A 14,930-nucleotide genomic window follows, 5' to 3' on the forward strand; every position below is an offset into this window, starting at 1 on the left:
GCGGCACGGGCGCCGGTGGCGCCGCCCCGTCCGGTCAGGTCTTGGCGGCCCAGGCGTCCATGGCTTCCTTGAATACCCGGTCGCCGGGCACGCCCTTCTCGATCGACATCAGCGCCCGCCGCCCGGTGGCGTAGGCGAGCGGAATGTCGATCCACTGCTGGCTCTCCAGCAGCGACAGATTGTTCTGCACCGCCTGGTCGAGATTGTTCAGCGCGATGATGAAGAACCCGTCGGAGATCTTGCCGGCGACGCCGATCAGCGGCTCGCCGCGCGCCTCTTCCGTGGCCTTCAGCGCCAGCCGCTGAACATTGGCGACGCCGCCCCCGGCGAAGTTCTCCGGCGTGTCGAACATCAGCTCGACGACGTGGCTGGCCGGCAGCGTCGGGTCGGCGTTGCGGCGGATGGTCATGGTCAGCTTGAGGTTCTCGTCCGGCACGTCGGCGACGGCGCGGATCGCCGGCTCGGCCGGCTGGCCCTCCGACGGCGGCTCGTTGACCACCGACCAGACGACGTTGCCGCTTTCCTGCGTGCCCGGCGTGGTCTCGGTGCGTTCCTGATAGAACACCGCCTTCTGCGCGACCGGAACGCCGTTCTCGGCGGGCGCCACGGCGGCGACCTCCGCCTCGCCGGTCGCCGGCGGCGGCGACGCGTCCGCCGCAGCGGCCGGCTCGTCGCCGACGGTCGCCGGCGCCTCGCCGATGTCGCTGGAGACCGTCGGGGTTGCCGAGGGCACTTCGCCGGCCTCGGCGACCGGCGACGCGGGCGAGATGTCGGTGCCTTCGTCGAAGGCATTGGCGGCGCCGGGCGCCGGACCCTCGTCGACCTCGGAGCCGTCCGGCAGCAGGCGCTGGGTGAACTGCCGGTTGGACTGGCCGTTCGCGGTTGCCGCGGCGGGCGGCGTGACCGCCGCCACGTCCGTCTCGCCTTCGGGCGCGGCTTCGCCTTCGGCTGCCGCAGGGGCGTCAGGCGTCCCGGTGGTCGCTTCGCCGGCGGTGGGCGCCTCGCCCTCATTTCCGGTGGCGATCGTCTCGATACCCGGCGTGGTGTCGATCAGCAGCGCTTCCAGATCGTCGCGGTAGATCCAGCCGGCGGCCCCTGCCCCGGCCAGCAGCAGCACGACCGCGGCGGCGGCCAGCGGCCCCTTGCTGCGGGAGCCGCGCTGGCGCTGGCGCGCGCCGTAGCGCGGCGCCGAGACGTCGGCTTCGGGGATGTCGGTATCGTCGCGGCGAATGTCGGCGGGGATGACGTCGTCGTCGTCATCCTCGTCCGGGCGACGAGACGTGCCGTTGCCCGGCGAAACGATGAAGGGGGCTCCAACCGAGGCGGGCCGCGTCGAATCGGCCGGTTCCTCGGCGGAAATGGGAAAGAACGGCGGTGGCTCCCGGCGCGCCGGTTCCGACGCCTTGCGGAAGCCCGGAAAGGCCGAGGCAGCGCCCCGATCGTCGGAGCCGGAAGCGGTCTTGCCGTTGGAGGGACCCGCAGCGGACACCGCAGGGGCCGCCTCGGCGCGTGGCATGAAGGCCGGCCGCGGCTCGGCGGCCGGCGGGACGGCGGGCTTGGCCTGCACCGGCGGCGAAGGCGGCGGGGCTGCCGAGGCCGGCGCCGGAGCGCCCGCATCGGCCGGGGCAGCGTCGCCGTCGGACGCATCGCGCCCGACATAATGCGCCTCGGTGCGGTCGATCGCGTCCTCGAGCGCTGCGAGGCGCGCCGCCACGACCTCCTCCGCCAGCGGCGGATTGGCGGCCTGGACCTGCCGCTGGATGGCGGCACGGGCCTTTTCGTACACTTTCGCCCGCAACTGCGGCGTGGCGCGCGGCAGGCCGTCAATGGTCTTGCGAAGTACGCCGCTCAAATCCGCCATGGATTGCAGTCACTCATCCGTCTTGATCTTCGATAATCGCTGTTCGGACTCTAATCCTGAAACGGATCGCGAACAAGTATTGTGTCGTCGCGCTCGGGAGACGTTGACAGAAGCGTGACGGGCGCTTCCACCAGCTCCTCTATGTGCCTGACATATTTGACCGCTTGCGCCGGGAGGTCGTTCCAGCGGCGGGCGCCCGCCGTCGTATCCTTCCAGCCTTCCAAGGTTTCGTAGATCGGCTCTACCCGCCTTTGCTCGGCAAGACTTGCCGGAAGATAGTCGATCTCACTTCCGTCGAGCCTATAGCCGACGACGATCTTGATCTCGTCAAGACCATCCAGCACGTCCAACTTGGTCAATGCCAGTCCGTGGATGCCGTTTATCGCGACGGCCTGGCGGACCAGCACGGCGTCGAACCAGCCGCAGCGGCGCTTGCGCCCGGTGACGGTGCCGAACTCGCGGCCCCTCTCGCCGAGGAAGCGGCCGACCTCGTTGTCCTGCTCGCTGGGGAACGGACCCTCGCCGACACGGGTCGTGTAGGCCTTGGTGATGCCGAGCACGAAGCCGAGGCTGCCGGGGCCGAGGCCGGAGCCGGCGGCCGCCTGGCCGGCGACCGTGTTGGACGAGGTGACGAAGGGGTAGGTGCCGTGGTCGATGTCGAGCAGTGTGCCCTGTGCGCCCTCGAAGAGGATGCGGTCACCGGCCTTGCGGCGCTGGTCGAGCAGGCGCCAGACGCGGTCGATGAACGGCGTGATCTCGTCCGCGACGGAGGTCAGCTCCTCGAGAATCGTGCCGGCATCGACCTCCGGCTGGCCGAGGCCGCGCCGCAGCGGGTTGTGGTGGGCGAGCAGCCGCTCGATTCGCTCCGGCAGGCTTTCGGGATGCGCCAGGTCCATGACGCGGATCGCGCGCCGGCCGACCTTGTCCTCGTAGGCCGGGCCGATGCCGCGGCCGGTGGTGCCGATCTTGGTGCCGGCGCCGGCGTTGTTTTCGCGGGTCGCGTCGAGCTCGCGGTGCAGCGAGAGAATCAGCGAGGCGTTGTCGGCGATGCGCAGCGAGTCGGGCGTGATGGTGACGCCCTGCGCCTCCAGCCGCTTGCGCTCGGCGACGAAGGCATGCGGGTCGAACACCACGCCGTTGCCGATCACCGACAGCTTGCCCGTCCGCACCACGCCCGAGGGCAGCAGCGAGAGCTTGTAGGACACGCCGTCGATCACCAGCGTGTGGCCGGCATTGTGCCCGCCCTGGAAGCGCACGACCACGTCGGCCCGCTCGGAGAGCCAGTCGACGATCTTGCCCTTCCCCTCGTCTCCCCACTGCGATCCGACGACGACGACGTTGGCCATTCAAACTCCTTTTGCGGTGTGCCCGCTGATGCTGCCTGGAAAGCGGCCGGACTATAGAGAAGCCGTCCGTCCGATGCGAGGCCGGCCGCTCCGGCCGACGATGATCGCGCGCTCGAGCCCGGGCAGGTACCCGGGCAGGTCGACGGGACCGGCGGCGAGCGGCACCGCGCTGCTCCTATCCGGGGCGGGGCGCGGCGGCAATGGCAGCTCGCGGCAATTGCCGAAAGCCGAGGGAACAACTAAAGCCGCCTTATGACCCGCATCGTCACCCATCCCTATACCATTCTCGCCGTCGTCGCGCTGTTCTGGGGCGGCAACGCCATCGCCGGCAAGCTGGCCGTCGGCCATGTCTCGCCAATGCTGCTGACCCTGCTGCGCTGGACCTTCGCCTGCCTGATCATGACGCCGCTGGCGTGGAGGGACGTGCAGCGGGAATGGCCGACGATCAGGCGCCACCTGCCCTTCCTGTTCCTGCTCGGCGCCGTCGGCTTCACGCTGTTCAACGCCATCTTCTACCTGGCGATGAACTACACCTCGGCGATCAACGCCACGATCGAGCAGTCGGCGATGCCGCTGGTGGTGTTTGCGGCGAACTATTTGCTGTTCCGCACCGGCGTGACGCTGTTCCAGCTGCTCGGCTTCAGCCTCACCCTGATCGGCGTCCTGATCACCGCGGCGCATGGCGAGCTGGCGACGCTGCTGACGCTCGACCTCAACCGTGGCGACGCGATGATCATCGTCGCGGTGCTGATCTATGGCGGCTACACGGTGGCGCTGCGCTACAAGCCCGACATCCACTGGCGCTCGACCATCTATGTGCTGTCGCTGGCGGCGCTCGCGGCCTCGATCCCCCTCGCCGCTGGCGAATGGGCGATGGGCCACGCCCAGGCGCCGGACGTGCAGGGCCTGTCGGCGGCGCTCTACACCGCGATCTTCCCCGGCCTCGTGGCGCAGATCCTCTACATTCGCGGCGTCACGATGATCGGCCCGAACCGCGCCAATCTGTTCATCAACCTCGTGCCGATCTTCGGCGCCATCCTGGCGGTGGGCGTCGTCGGCGAGGCGCTGCATCCCTATCACCTGGCGGCGCTCGGCTTCGTGCTCGCCGGCATCACCCTGGCGGAGATCGGCGCGCCGCGCCGGCCTGTCGCCGCCGGCACGGGACCGGCATCGCACTGAGGCGACGCCGGCTCCCGGGCTGACGAAACGCTCAGTCGACGCTGGCGACGTCGAACTGCAGCCGCTTGGCGCTGGCGATCTCCTTGTGGGCGCGGACCGCGTCCAGCACGGCGTCCGGCACCGGGGAATCGACGTAGAGCAGCGCGATGGCGTCGCCGCCCGGCCGGTTCCGGCCGAGCTGGAAGTTGGCGATGTTGACGCCGGCCTCGCCGAAGGTTGTGCCGAGCAGGCCGATGATGCCTGGCGCGTCGTTGTTGGTGGTGTAGACCATGTGGCGGCCGACCTCGGCGTCGAGATTGATCCCCTTGATCTGGATGAAGCGCGGCTTGCCGTCGGAGAACACCGTGCCGGCAACCGAACGGGTCTGCTTCTCGGTGGTGATCGTCAGCTTGATGTAGCCGTCGAAGACGCCGGACTTGTCGCGGCGCGATTCGGTCAGCTGGATGCCGCGCTCCTTCACCATGATCGGCGCCGAGACCATGTTGACGTCGGAGACCTGCGACTTGATCAGCCCGGCGAGCGCCGCGCTGGTCAGGGCCCGCGTGTTCATCGCGGCGGTGGCGCCGTCATAGACGATCTCGACCGACTTGATCGGCTCTTCGGTGACCTGCCCGACAAAATCGCCGAGCACTTCGGCGAGCTTGACGAAGGGGGTGAGGGTCGGGGCTTCCTCGGCGGTGATCGACGGCATGTTGATGGCGTTGCTGACGGCGCCGCGCACCAGATAGTCGGCCATCTGCTCGGCCACCTGCAGGGCGACGTTCTCCTGCGCCTCGGTGGTGGAGGCGCCGAGATGCGGCGTGCAGACGACGTTCTCCAGCCCGAAGAGCGGCGAATCCGTCGCCGGCTCGACCTCGAACACGTCGACGCCGGCGCCCGCGACCTTCCCCGACTTGATGCCCTCGGCGAGGTCCGCCTCGACGACCAGTCCGCCGCGGGCGCAATTGATGATGCGCACGCCGTCCTTCATCCTGGCGATCGCATCCTTGCCGATGATGCCCTTGGTCTTCTCGGTCATCGGCGTGTGCAGCGTGATGAAGTCCGAGCGCTTGAACAGCTCCTCGAGCTCGACCTTCTCGATCCCCAGCTGGCTGGCGCGCTCTGCCGACAGGAACGGGTCGAAGGCGATCACGCGCATCTTCAGGCCGACACCGCGGGAGGCGACGATCGAGCCGATATTGCCGCAGCCGATGACGCCCAGCGTCTTGCCGGTGATCTCGACGCCCATGAAGCGGTTCTTCTCCCACTTGCCGGCCTGGGTCGAGACGTCGGCGGCCGGCAGCTGGCGCGCCACCGCGAACATCAGGGCGATGGCATGCTCGGCGGTGGTGATCGAGTTGCCGAAGGGGGTGTTCATCACGATGATGCCCTTCCGGCTGGCCGCCGGGATGTCGACATTGTCGACGCCGATGCCGGCCCGGCCGATGACCTTCAGCTTCGTCGCTGCCTCGATCAGCTTTTCGGTGACCTTGGTGGCGGAGCGGATGGCGAGGCCGTCATACTGGCCGATGACCTCGAGGAGCTTCTCCTTGTCCTTGCCCAGGTCGGGCAGGTAGTCGACCTCGACGCCGCGGTCCTTGAAGATCTGGACGGCGGTCGGGGAAAGCTTGTCGGATACGAGAACGCGGGGTGCCATGGTGGAGTGTCCTGTCGATGTGTCGGCGGGCGCAGCGCCCGGGGTGACGGAGAGGATGGGTGAGAGGGCCGGCCCCGTTGGGCCAGCCGCATGGATCAAGAATCAGCCGCCCAGCGACATCGGCTTCTGTCCCGGCCCTTCGAGACCGAAGCGGCGGCGGACGAATTCGAGCCAGAGCCCGTAGGGGCGGCCGAGGACGAGCATCAGGAGCGCGAAGCCGATCGTGCCGGTCAGCAGCGCCGAGCCGTCGGCGCCGCCAAAGGCAATGATCGCGGCGTAGATCGGCACCTGGAACACCAGCAGAGCGGTGGTGTCGGCGAGGAACACGCCCCAGGCGGTCGACGGCGCGAGCTTCGTGAGGAGCCAGTTGCGCCACAGGCCGTAGGGCCGTGCGGTCAGGACCATCAGCGGCGCGCCGATCGCCCGGGAGACGGCAACCTCGTCCCACGCCATGCCGGCCACGAAGCGCTCGTTCAGCCCGCTGGTGAGGGTGAAGAACACGACGAGCGCCAGCGTATCGGCGACGAAGCTGCGGATCCCGACCGGGAGCGCCACGGCGTGCCCCTGCCCGCTCCGGCTTCAGGCCGCCTTTGCCAGTTCGCTCTTCTGCGCCTCGTAGGCATAGGCGAGCCACGGCATCAGCGCATCGAGGTCGGAGGCCTCGACGGTGGCGCCGGCCCAGATGCGCAGGCCCGGAGGCGCATCGCGATAGGCGCCGATGTCGAGGGCGACGCCCTCCTTCTCCAGCAAGCCGACGACGCCCTTGGCGAAGGTGGCCTGCGCCTCATCCGACAGCGCCACGATCGACGGATCGGTGAACTGCAGGCAGACCGAGGTGTTGGAGCGGGTCTCGGCGGTCTTCGCGAGGAAGCCGAGCCAATCGTTGGCCTCGACGAAGCGCTCAATGACGGCGAGATTGGCGTCGGCTCTGGCCTTCAGGCCCTTGAGCCCGCCGATCGACTTCGCCCAGGCGAGCGCATCGAGATAGTCCTCGACGCAGAGCATCGACGGGGTGTTGATCGTCTCGCCCTTGAAGATGCCCTCGATCAGCTTGCCGCCGGAGGTGAGGCGGAAGATCTTCGGCAGCGGCCAGGCCGGCTTGTAGCTTTCCAGCCGCTCGACGGCGCGGGGGCTGAGGATCAGCATGCCGTGCGCCGCCTCGCCGCCGAGCACCTTCTGCCATGAGAAGGTCACGACATCGAGCTTGTCGAAGGGCAGGTCCTGGGCGAAGGCGGCCGAGGTCGCGTCGCAGATCGTCAGGCCCTGGCGGTCGGCGGGTATGGCGTCGCCGTTCGGCATCCGCACGCCCGAGGTGGTGCCGTTCCAGGTGAAGACCACGTCGCGGTCGAAATCCACCTCGGCAAGATCGACGATTTCGCCATAGGGCGCCTCGAGGACGCGGACGTCGTCGAGTTTCAGCTGCTTGACGGCATCGGTGACCCAGCCGGAACCGAAGGATTCCCAGGCGACAACGTCGGTGCCGCGGGCGCCGAGCAGCGACCACATGGCCATCTCGACGGCGCCGGTGTCCGACGCCGGCACGATGCCGATGCGATAGTCCGCCGGCACGCCGAGCACGCTGCGGGTATCGTCGATCGCCTGCTGGAGCTTGGACTTGCCGACCTTGGCTCGGTGCGAGCGGCCGAGGGCGGCATCGCCGAGTGCTTCGAGCGTCCAGCCGGGACGCTTCGCACAAGGACCGGAGGAAAAACGAGGATTGGCCGGACGCATGTCCGGCTTAGCGGTATTGGCCATCTGAGCTATCCTTTCAGATAGGTGCCTCTCGTTGGGGAGAGGTGTCCCGCCGGCGTCGCTACTCTTCGGACCTGCGGCGGTCAAGCGACAATCGTGCGACAGCGGGCGGATGACCGACGCCCGGCGCCCGACGAAAAACGGCGGAGCCGAGGCCCCGCCGTGATCTCACGCGAATTCCCGGTGCGGTCCTACCAGAGCGAGTAGCGGACGCCGGCCTGGATGGTGTGGCGCTGGTACCCGTCGTCCTCGAGCGCGTAGTCGATCCCGTCGCCGCTCAGGCCGTAGAACTCGCCGCCGTCGACATCGAGGAAGCGGTAGCCGACATCGAGCGCGAGGTTGTCCGAGATGTTGTAGGCGACACCCGCCATCAGGGCGTAGGCGAAGCGCCAGTCGGACCCGTCGGTCTCGCTGGCGTCGAACAAGGTCCCGCAGTCGAATCCGCCGAAGCTGCAGTTCAGGTCGTATTCGGTGCGCACCGCGCCGACGCCGCCGCCGACATAGGGGGTGAACCCGACGAAGGTGCCGAGGTCGACATAGGCGTTGGCCATCAGCTCCCAGCTACTCGCGTCGCCGTCGAGCACGGCCGCGAACGGGGTGTCGGCGAAATCGAGGTCCGCCTTGGAATAGCGGGCGGTCAGGTCGCCGCGGAAGAAGTCGGTGAAGCGATAGCCGAAGCCTGCCCCGAAGCCGTAGCCGTCGTCGAGGCCGAGTTCGGCCGAATCGTCGCCGCCGACGTCCAGGTCGCTGTCGAAATCGTAGGAGACGTCGCCGCGCAGGTACCAACCGTTGCCGATCTCGACGGGCACGACTTCCGGCACGTTCTCATAGAGCGGTGCGTCGTAGATCGGCGGCAGCATGTCGGCTGCCGCGGCGAATTGGGTGGTGCCGATCAGGGCGGCACCGATCGTCGTCAGCGTTGTGAATCTCATGGCCCTCGTTCCCCGTCATCGCGTTTCGCGCCCAGGCCCTCACACGGCCGGCGACCTCGTTGACAGGGATTCTGGCAAGAAATGCTTAACTGCTGATTAACCCTGTTCGTTAACCGTACCGGCGACGGCGAGGCAGGAAAGCCTGCCCGAAACGACAAAGCCGCCGCCCCTCCGGGCGACGGCTTTCGGTTGGCCAGGCGTTGGATGGCTTACTTGTAGACCGGCTCTTCGTAGATCGGCGCCGGCTCGGCGTAGACCGGAGCTGCTTCCGCGTAGACCGGCTCCTTGCCCTTGCCGAAGCCGCCGCTGCCGAACTCGTAGCGCAGACCGGCACGGACCGCATGCAGGTCGTAGCCGTGGTCGCGGCCCTGGACGCCGGAGGCGCCGAAGGCGGAGTCGACCTGGTCGTAGCCGAAGGCGTCGCCTTCGAAGACCCGGGTGTAGCGGTAGCCGACGTCGAGCTTGAGCTGCTTGGTGATGTCGAGGCTGCCGCCGGCCATCAGCGACGATGCGAACCGCCAGCTGTCCTCGCCGCCGTGATAGCCGACGAAATTGCCCTCGTCGCCGCAGGTGGGCGTGCAGATCTCGTTGCGCATCGTGCCGTAGCCGACATGGGCGAAGCCGAGACCGGCGCCGAAATACGGGGTGACCGGGCCGAAATACGGCAGGTCGACATAGGCATTCGCCATCGCCGTCCAGATGTCGGCCGTCGCGTGGTCGTTGTAGCTGCAGCCGGAGAAGTCCGGGCAGTCGCTGCGGCCGTCGATGTCGAGGTCGTAGTAGTCGAGCGACACGTCGGCACGGAAGTGCTCGGCGACCCGGTAACCGACACCGGCGCCGATGGTGTAGGAGCCCTTCATCTCGAGTTCGTCATAATGGTAGCGCGAGCCGTCGCGGCCGTAGACGCTGTAGTCTGCGCTGGTCGAGCTGCCGAAGAGGTAGCCAGCATCGCCGCGGATGTACCAGCCCGAATAGTCTTCCTTGACCGGCTCTTCGTAGACCGGTGCAGGCGGCTCGACGTAGATTGGCTCGATAATGTCCGCCGCGTGGGACGCGGCGCTTAGGCACGACAGGACGCCAATTGCGGCGACGGTCGTCATCAGCATCGATTTCATTGCGATCATCTCCGATTGCACGTCCGAGCCCCCGCGTTGCTGCCGGGCCCTTCACGAACAAGGTAAATCGCAATGGTTAATGCTTAGTATAAAATGGCACCCAATTGCTCACCGAGTTGTGCTAAATTGGACACAGCTGGCGGGCTCCATCGACGGCGGCGAGCAATGCCATGGTTAGATGGCAGGTGACGTTGCGCTCTATGCCGCGGCCTGACGCAAAGCGCCGACGATGTCGTCGACCACCGAGGTGACGAGGCCCCTGTCGTCGCCTTCCGCCATGACGCGGATCAGCGGCTCGGTGCCGGAGGGGCGGATCACCACGCGGCCGGCATTGCCGAGGCGCTCCCGCCCCGCCGCGATCGCGTGCTGGACGAGTTCGCGCTCGAGCGGCTCGCCGCCGGCGAAGCGGACGTTCTTGAGGATCTGCGGGACCGGCTCGAAGCGGCGGCAGACCTGCGAGACGGTGCCGCCCTTGCGCTTGACCACCGCCAGGATCTGCAGCGCCGAGACGAGGCCGTCGCCGGTCGTGCCGTAGTCCGACAGGACGATGTGGCCGGACTGCTCGCCGCCGACATTGTAGCCATGCTCGCGCATGTGCTCGACGACGTAGCGGTCGCCGACCTTGGTGCGGGCGAGCTGCAGCTGTCGGTCCTGCAGGAAGCGCTCGAGGCCGAGATTGGACATGATGGTGGCGACGATGCCGCCTGCCGCCAGGCGGCCGTCTTCCGACCAGCTCTCGGCGATGACGGCCATCAGCTGGTCGCCGTCGACGACCGCGCCGGTCTCGTCGACGATGAGGACGCGGTCGGCGTCGCCGTCGAGCGCGATGCCGATGTCGGCGCGGACTTCCCTCACCTTCTCGATGAGGGCAGCCGGGTCCGTCGAGCCGCAGTTGCGGTTGATGTTGGTGCCATCCGGCGTGACCCCGAGCTTGACGATCTCGGCGCCGAGCTCCCACAGCACCTCGGGGGCGACCCGGTAGGCGGCGCCGTTGGCGCAGTCGATCGCCACGCGCAGCCCCTCGAAGGACATTTCCCGCGGCAGCGTGCGCTTGGCGAACTCGATGTAGCGGTCGTGGACGCCGTCGACGCGCTTGGCGCGGCCGAGGCGGTCGCCGGTCGGCAGCCGGGCGGTGAGGTCGTCGTCGAGCAGGCGCTCGATCTTCAGCTCGATCTCGTCCGACAGCTTGTAGCCGTCCGGGCCGAACAGCTTGATACCGTTGTCCTCGAACGGATTGTGGGAGGCGGAGATCATCACGCCGATATCGGCGCGCAGCGAGCGCGTCAGCATCGCGACGGCGGGGGTCGGCATCGGCCCGAGCAGAAAGACGTCCATGCCGGCGGCGGTGAATCCCGCGACCATGGCGTTCTCGATCATGTAGCTCGAGCGGCGGGTATCCTTGCCGATCACCACGCGGTGGCGATAGCTGCCGCGCTGGAACGCGATGCCGGCCGCCATGCCGACCTTCATCGCCAGCTCGGCGGTCATCGGGTGGCGGTTGGCGGTGCCACGGATGCCGTCCGTGCCGAAATATGTTCTGCCCATCTTTGTGCCTGTTCCTGCCGGCGCTGTCCTGAGGGCCGTTCCTATCGCAACGAGGCGGCACGAGGAAGCTTAGGCCAAAACCGTTGCGAACTCCTTTGTCCTTTCGGGGTAGCCCAAACGAAGAGAGCGCCCTCGAGGGCGCTCTCCAATGGTCATCGTGACTGTCCGATCAGATGGTCGGCGCGGGCTCCAGCCCGTCGCCCTTCTCGTCGCGCGGAGGCACCGGCCGGGCGGGACCTGCCTTCGGCACGGCCGAGCCGCGCGATGGCGGGGTGTCGTCACCCATGTCGCGGGCCAGCGTCTTGCCGGCCAGGAGGTCGCGGACCTCGTCGCCCGACAGCGTCTCGTATTCCAACAGGCCCTTGGCGAGCATGTGCAGCTCGTCGATGTGCTCGTTGAGGATCTTGCGGGCCTTGTTCTCGGCCACCTCGATGATCTTGCGCACTTCGGAGTCGATCAGCCGCGCCGTGTCCTCGGACATGTTCTGCTGCTGGGAGACGGAATGGCCGAGGAACACCTCCTCCTGGTTCTGCCGGTAGCGCAGCCGGCCGAGCTTGTCGCTCATGCCGTATTCCATGACCATGGCGCGGGCCATGTTGGTGGCCTGCTGGATGTCGTTGGAGGCACCCGTGGTGACGTTGTCGAGGCCGTAGATGATCTCCTCGGCGGCACGGCCACCGAAGATCATCACCAGCCGCGCTTCCATCTCGTTCTTGCGCATGCCGTAGCGGTCGCGCTCCGGCAGGTTCATGGTCACGCCGAGGGCGCGGCCGCGCGGGATGATCGTCACCTTGTGCAGCGGGTCGTTGAACGGCTCGTGGATGCCGACCAGGGCATGGCCCGCCTCGTGATAGGCGGTGAGCTTCTTCTCGTCCTCGGTCATCGCCATCGACCGGCGCTCGGCGCCCATCATGACCTTGTCCTTGGCGTCCTCGAACTCGAGCATGGTGACGAGGCGCTTGTTGCGCCGGGCCGCCATCAGCGCCGCCTCGTTGACGAGGTTGGCAAGGTCCGCGCCGGAGAAGCCGGGCGTGCCGCGAGCGATCGTGCGCAGGTCGACGTTCGGGGCGAGCGGCACGTTGCGGACATGCACCTTGAGGATCTTCTCGCGGCCGCCGACGTCGGGGTTCGGGACCATGACCTGGCGGTCGAAACGGCCCGGCCGCAGCAGCGCCGGATCGAGCACGTCGGGACGGTTGGTCGCGGCGATCAGGATGATGCCCTCGTTGGCCTCGAAGCCGTCCATCTCGACCAGCAGCTGGTTCAGCGTCTGCTCGCGCTCGTCGTTGCCGCCGCCGAGGCCGGCGCCGCGATGGCGACCGACCGCGTCGATCTCGTCGATGAAGATGATGCAGGGGGCGTTCTTCTTGGCCTGCTCGAACATGTCGCGGACGCGGGAAGCGCCGACGCCGACGAACATCTCGACGAAGTCGGAGCCCGAGATGGTGAAGAACGGCACGTTCGCCTCACCCGCCACGGAGCGGGCGAGCAGCGTCTTGCCGGTGCCGGGAGGGCCGACGAGCAGCACGCCGCGCGGGATCTTGCCGCCAAGGCGCTGGAACTTCTGCGGCTCGCGCAGGAACTCGACTATCTCTTCCAGGTCCTGCTTGGCCTCGTCGACGCCGGCGACGTCGCCGAAGGTGACGCGGCCATGCGCCTCGGTAAGCAGCTTGGCCTTGGACTTGCCGAAGCCCATCGCCTTGCCGCCGGCGCCGCCCTGCATCTGGCGCATCAGGAAGATCCAGACGGCGAGGATCAGCAGGATCGGGCCGAAGGACAGCAGCATCGACCAGATCGGATTGGAGTTGTCGCCCGGGGGGCTCGCGGTGATCTGGATGTCGCGCGCCTCGAGGCGGCTGACCAGCTGCGGATCTTCCGGCGCGTAGGTCTGGAACGGGGTCGCGCCGTCATTGTACTGGCCGGTGAGGCGCTGGCCCTGGATCGTCACGGACTGGACGCGGCCGGTCTCGACCTCGGAGAGGAACTGCGAATAGGGGATTTCGCGCGCCCCGGCGGTCTGCGACCCGTTCGAAAACAGCTGGAAGAGAGCGATCAACAGCAACGCGATGATCGCCCAGAGGGCGAAATTCCGGAAATTCTGGTTCATCAGTCTTCCTGGGGTAACCGCCCGAGTCCGCTCAGACGCTGCGGGGAAGATAGGGATTGTCGCCTGCCTTGCCAACACGTGCCGGCGCTTTTGCAGCGATTGCGGATGCGGCTTCCTCGCGCAGCCCGGCCGGCGGCGGCAGATCGCGCAGCAGCCGCCAGCGCAGCAGCGGCGTCAGGCAAAGCCGCGGCAGGCCGGGCGCCGCCTTGCGCGCCAGCGCGCCCGGGACGGCCAGCAGCCCCGCCTCGCCGACCAGCACCGGCAGGGTCCGCTCCACCCGGTTGCCGCGCCCAGTTGCGCCGAAGGCCTCCAGCCGTACGCCGGCAAGCGCAAAGGTCGGCACCGGTTCGACGAGGAAGCGGCCGTCGAAGACCGCACCGGCCGTTCCGCCCGCGACCGGCACGGGCTCGATCCCCGCCCGGCCGTATTCGCGCAGGAACGTGATCGCGTCGGGCCCGGCATCGACGACGACACCGCCGAGTGTCGCGGCCATCGGCGCGGACGAGGCCGAAAGCGCGGCCTGCAGGCGCAGCAGCGAAGGCGCGCCGGGCGCATAGTCGCCGCCCGAGACGGCCTGGACGGCCCGCGCCAGGAAGGCGAAGGCGGCGGGCGCGGCGAGCTGTCGGAAGGCCTCCCGGCCGAGCCGCAGCACCCCGTCGTCGCCGAAAGAGAGAGTGTCCGCCGCCTCCCCGTCCCGCACGAATGCCGCCAGCGCCGCCTCCAGCGCGTCGCGTTCGCGCCGATGCCGGGCGATCTGCCGGCGCAGCCCCGGGCGGTCGATGTCCGCCCCGGCGAGATGCAGCCGCAGGCGCGTGCGCTCGTAGCGGAGGTCGTGGTTCGAGGGATCGTTGATGGCGGCAATGCCGCTCGCCGCGACCACCGCCTTTAGGCAGGCGCCCGGCACGGCGAGGAACGGGCGCAGCAGCACGATGCCCGGGGCGAGGTCGCGCACCGGGCGCATGGCCGCAAGCCCGACCGGCCCGGCCTGGCGGGCCAGCGCGTGGAGATGGGTCTCGAACTGGTCGTCCTCGTGATGCGCCGTGACGACGATGCCGGCGCCGGCATCGCGGGCGGCGTCGACGAGGCATGCATAGCGGCCGCGGCGCGCGGCGGCGGGGACATTGCCGGGCGGCAGCGGCCGGGCCAGCCGCATCGTCCGGTGGCGCAGGCCGTGGGCTTCGGCGACGGAAGCGACGAAGGCCGCCTCGGCCGACGATTCGGGGCGAAGGCCGTGGTCGACGGTGACGACGAGGAAGTCCGGACCGCCGGTCGGCATGCGGCGCGCGAGGGCGGCGGCGGCCAGAAGCAAAGCGAGAGAGTCGGGGCCGCCGGAGACGGCGAGAACGACGCGGCTCGAGGGGCCTACGCGGCGCGTCGCATCCGCGATGCCGGCGTCGAGCGCGTCGCTCAGCGTGGCGGTCGTCGCGGCGGAGGTGTCAGCCGGCGGTCGGGGCATC

11 protein-coding genes are annotated in these 14,930 nt (G+C 68.6%); 1 reads left to right on the forward strand and 10 read right to left on the reverse strand.

Annotated elements, in window-relative coordinates; translation table 11 throughout:
* Positions 1-34 precede the first annotated feature (34 nt).
* Both LXB15_RS13810 and LXB15_RS13815 read right to left on the reverse strand, forming a co-directional pair.
* Complete coding sequence (locus LXB15_RS13810) at positions 35-1,861, reverse strand: hypothetical protein (protein WP_233948997.1); 1,827 nt, start codon at positions 1,859-1,861, stop codon at positions 35-37.
* A gap of 50 nt (positions 1,862-1,911) precedes the next feature.
* Positions 1,912-3,207 carry an adenylosuccinate synthase gene (locus LXB15_RS13815; RefSeq protein WP_233948998.1) on the reverse strand — a complete coding sequence of 432 codons (1,296 nt, stop codon included), beginning with the start codon at positions 3,205-3,207 and terminating at the stop codon, positions 1,912-1,914.
* Positions 3,208-3,459: 252 nt separating this feature from the next.
* Between LXB15_RS13815 and LXB15_RS13820 the strand changes: the two genes are divergently transcribed.
* Positions 3,460-4,386, forward strand: coding sequence for a DMT family transporter (locus LXB15_RS13820; RefSeq protein WP_233948999.1), 927 nt, complete (start codon positions 3,460-3,462; stop codon positions 4,384-4,386).
* Between the two features lie 31 nt (positions 4,387-4,417).
* Here the strand turns inward: LXB15_RS13820 and serA are convergent, their stop codons facing one another.
* The 8 genes from serA to tilS form a co-directional block, all read right to left on the reverse strand.
* Positions 4,418-6,022: a phosphoglycerate dehydrogenase gene (serA, locus tag LXB15_RS13825; protein ID WP_233949000.1), complete on the reverse strand. Its 1,605-nt coding sequence runs from the start codon at positions 6,020-6,022 to the stop codon at positions 4,418-4,420.
* Positions 6,023-6,124: 102 nt separating this feature from the next.
* Positions 6,125-6,577: an L-alanine exporter AlaE gene (gene alaE / locus LXB15_RS13830; RefSeq protein ID WP_233949001.1), complete on the reverse strand. Its 453-nt coding sequence runs from the start codon at positions 6,575-6,577 to the stop codon at positions 6,125-6,127.
* Positions 6,578-6,601: 24 nt separating this feature from the next.
* Entirely contained in the window at positions 6,602-7,777 is a 1,176-nt protein-coding gene (locus LXB15_RS13835) for a phosphoserine transaminase (RefSeq protein ID WP_233949002.1), read from the reverse strand.
* Positions 7,778-7,965: 188 nt separating this feature from the next.
* Positions 7,966-8,706: an outer membrane protein gene (locus LXB15_RS13840; protein ID WP_233949003.1), complete on the reverse strand. Its 741-nt coding sequence runs from the start codon at positions 8,704-8,706 to the stop codon at positions 7,966-7,968.
* A gap of 209 nt (positions 8,707-8,915) precedes the next feature.
* Entirely contained in the window at positions 8,916-9,821 is a 906-nt protein-coding gene (locus LXB15_RS13845) for an outer membrane protein (protein WP_370640106.1), read from the reverse strand.
* A gap of 198 nt (positions 9,822-10,019) precedes the next feature.
* Complete coding sequence (gene glmM, locus LXB15_RS13850; RefSeq protein WP_233949004.1) at positions 10,020-11,366, reverse strand: phosphoglucosamine mutase; 1,347 nt, start codon at positions 11,364-11,366, stop codon at positions 10,020-10,022.
* 169 nt (positions 11,367-11,535) lie between these two features.
* A complete protein-coding gene (gene ftsH, locus LXB15_RS13855) occupies positions 11,536-13,473 on the reverse strand; it encodes an ATP-dependent zinc metalloprotease FtsH (RefSeq protein ID WP_233949005.1) in 1,938 nt (645 codons plus the stop codon).
* Between the two features lie 31 nt (positions 13,474-13,504).
* Entirely contained in the window at positions 13,505-14,929 is a 1,425-nt protein-coding gene (gene tilS, locus LXB15_RS13860; RefSeq protein WP_233949006.1) for a tRNA lysidine(34) synthetase TilS, read from the reverse strand.
* Position 14,930 lies beyond the last annotated feature (1 nt).

Origin of the sequence: Aurantimonas sp. HBX-1 (assembly GCF_021391535.1) — a bacterium.
Lineage (GTDB): Bacteria > Pseudomonadota > Alphaproteobacteria > Rhizobiales > Rhizobiaceae > Aurantimonas.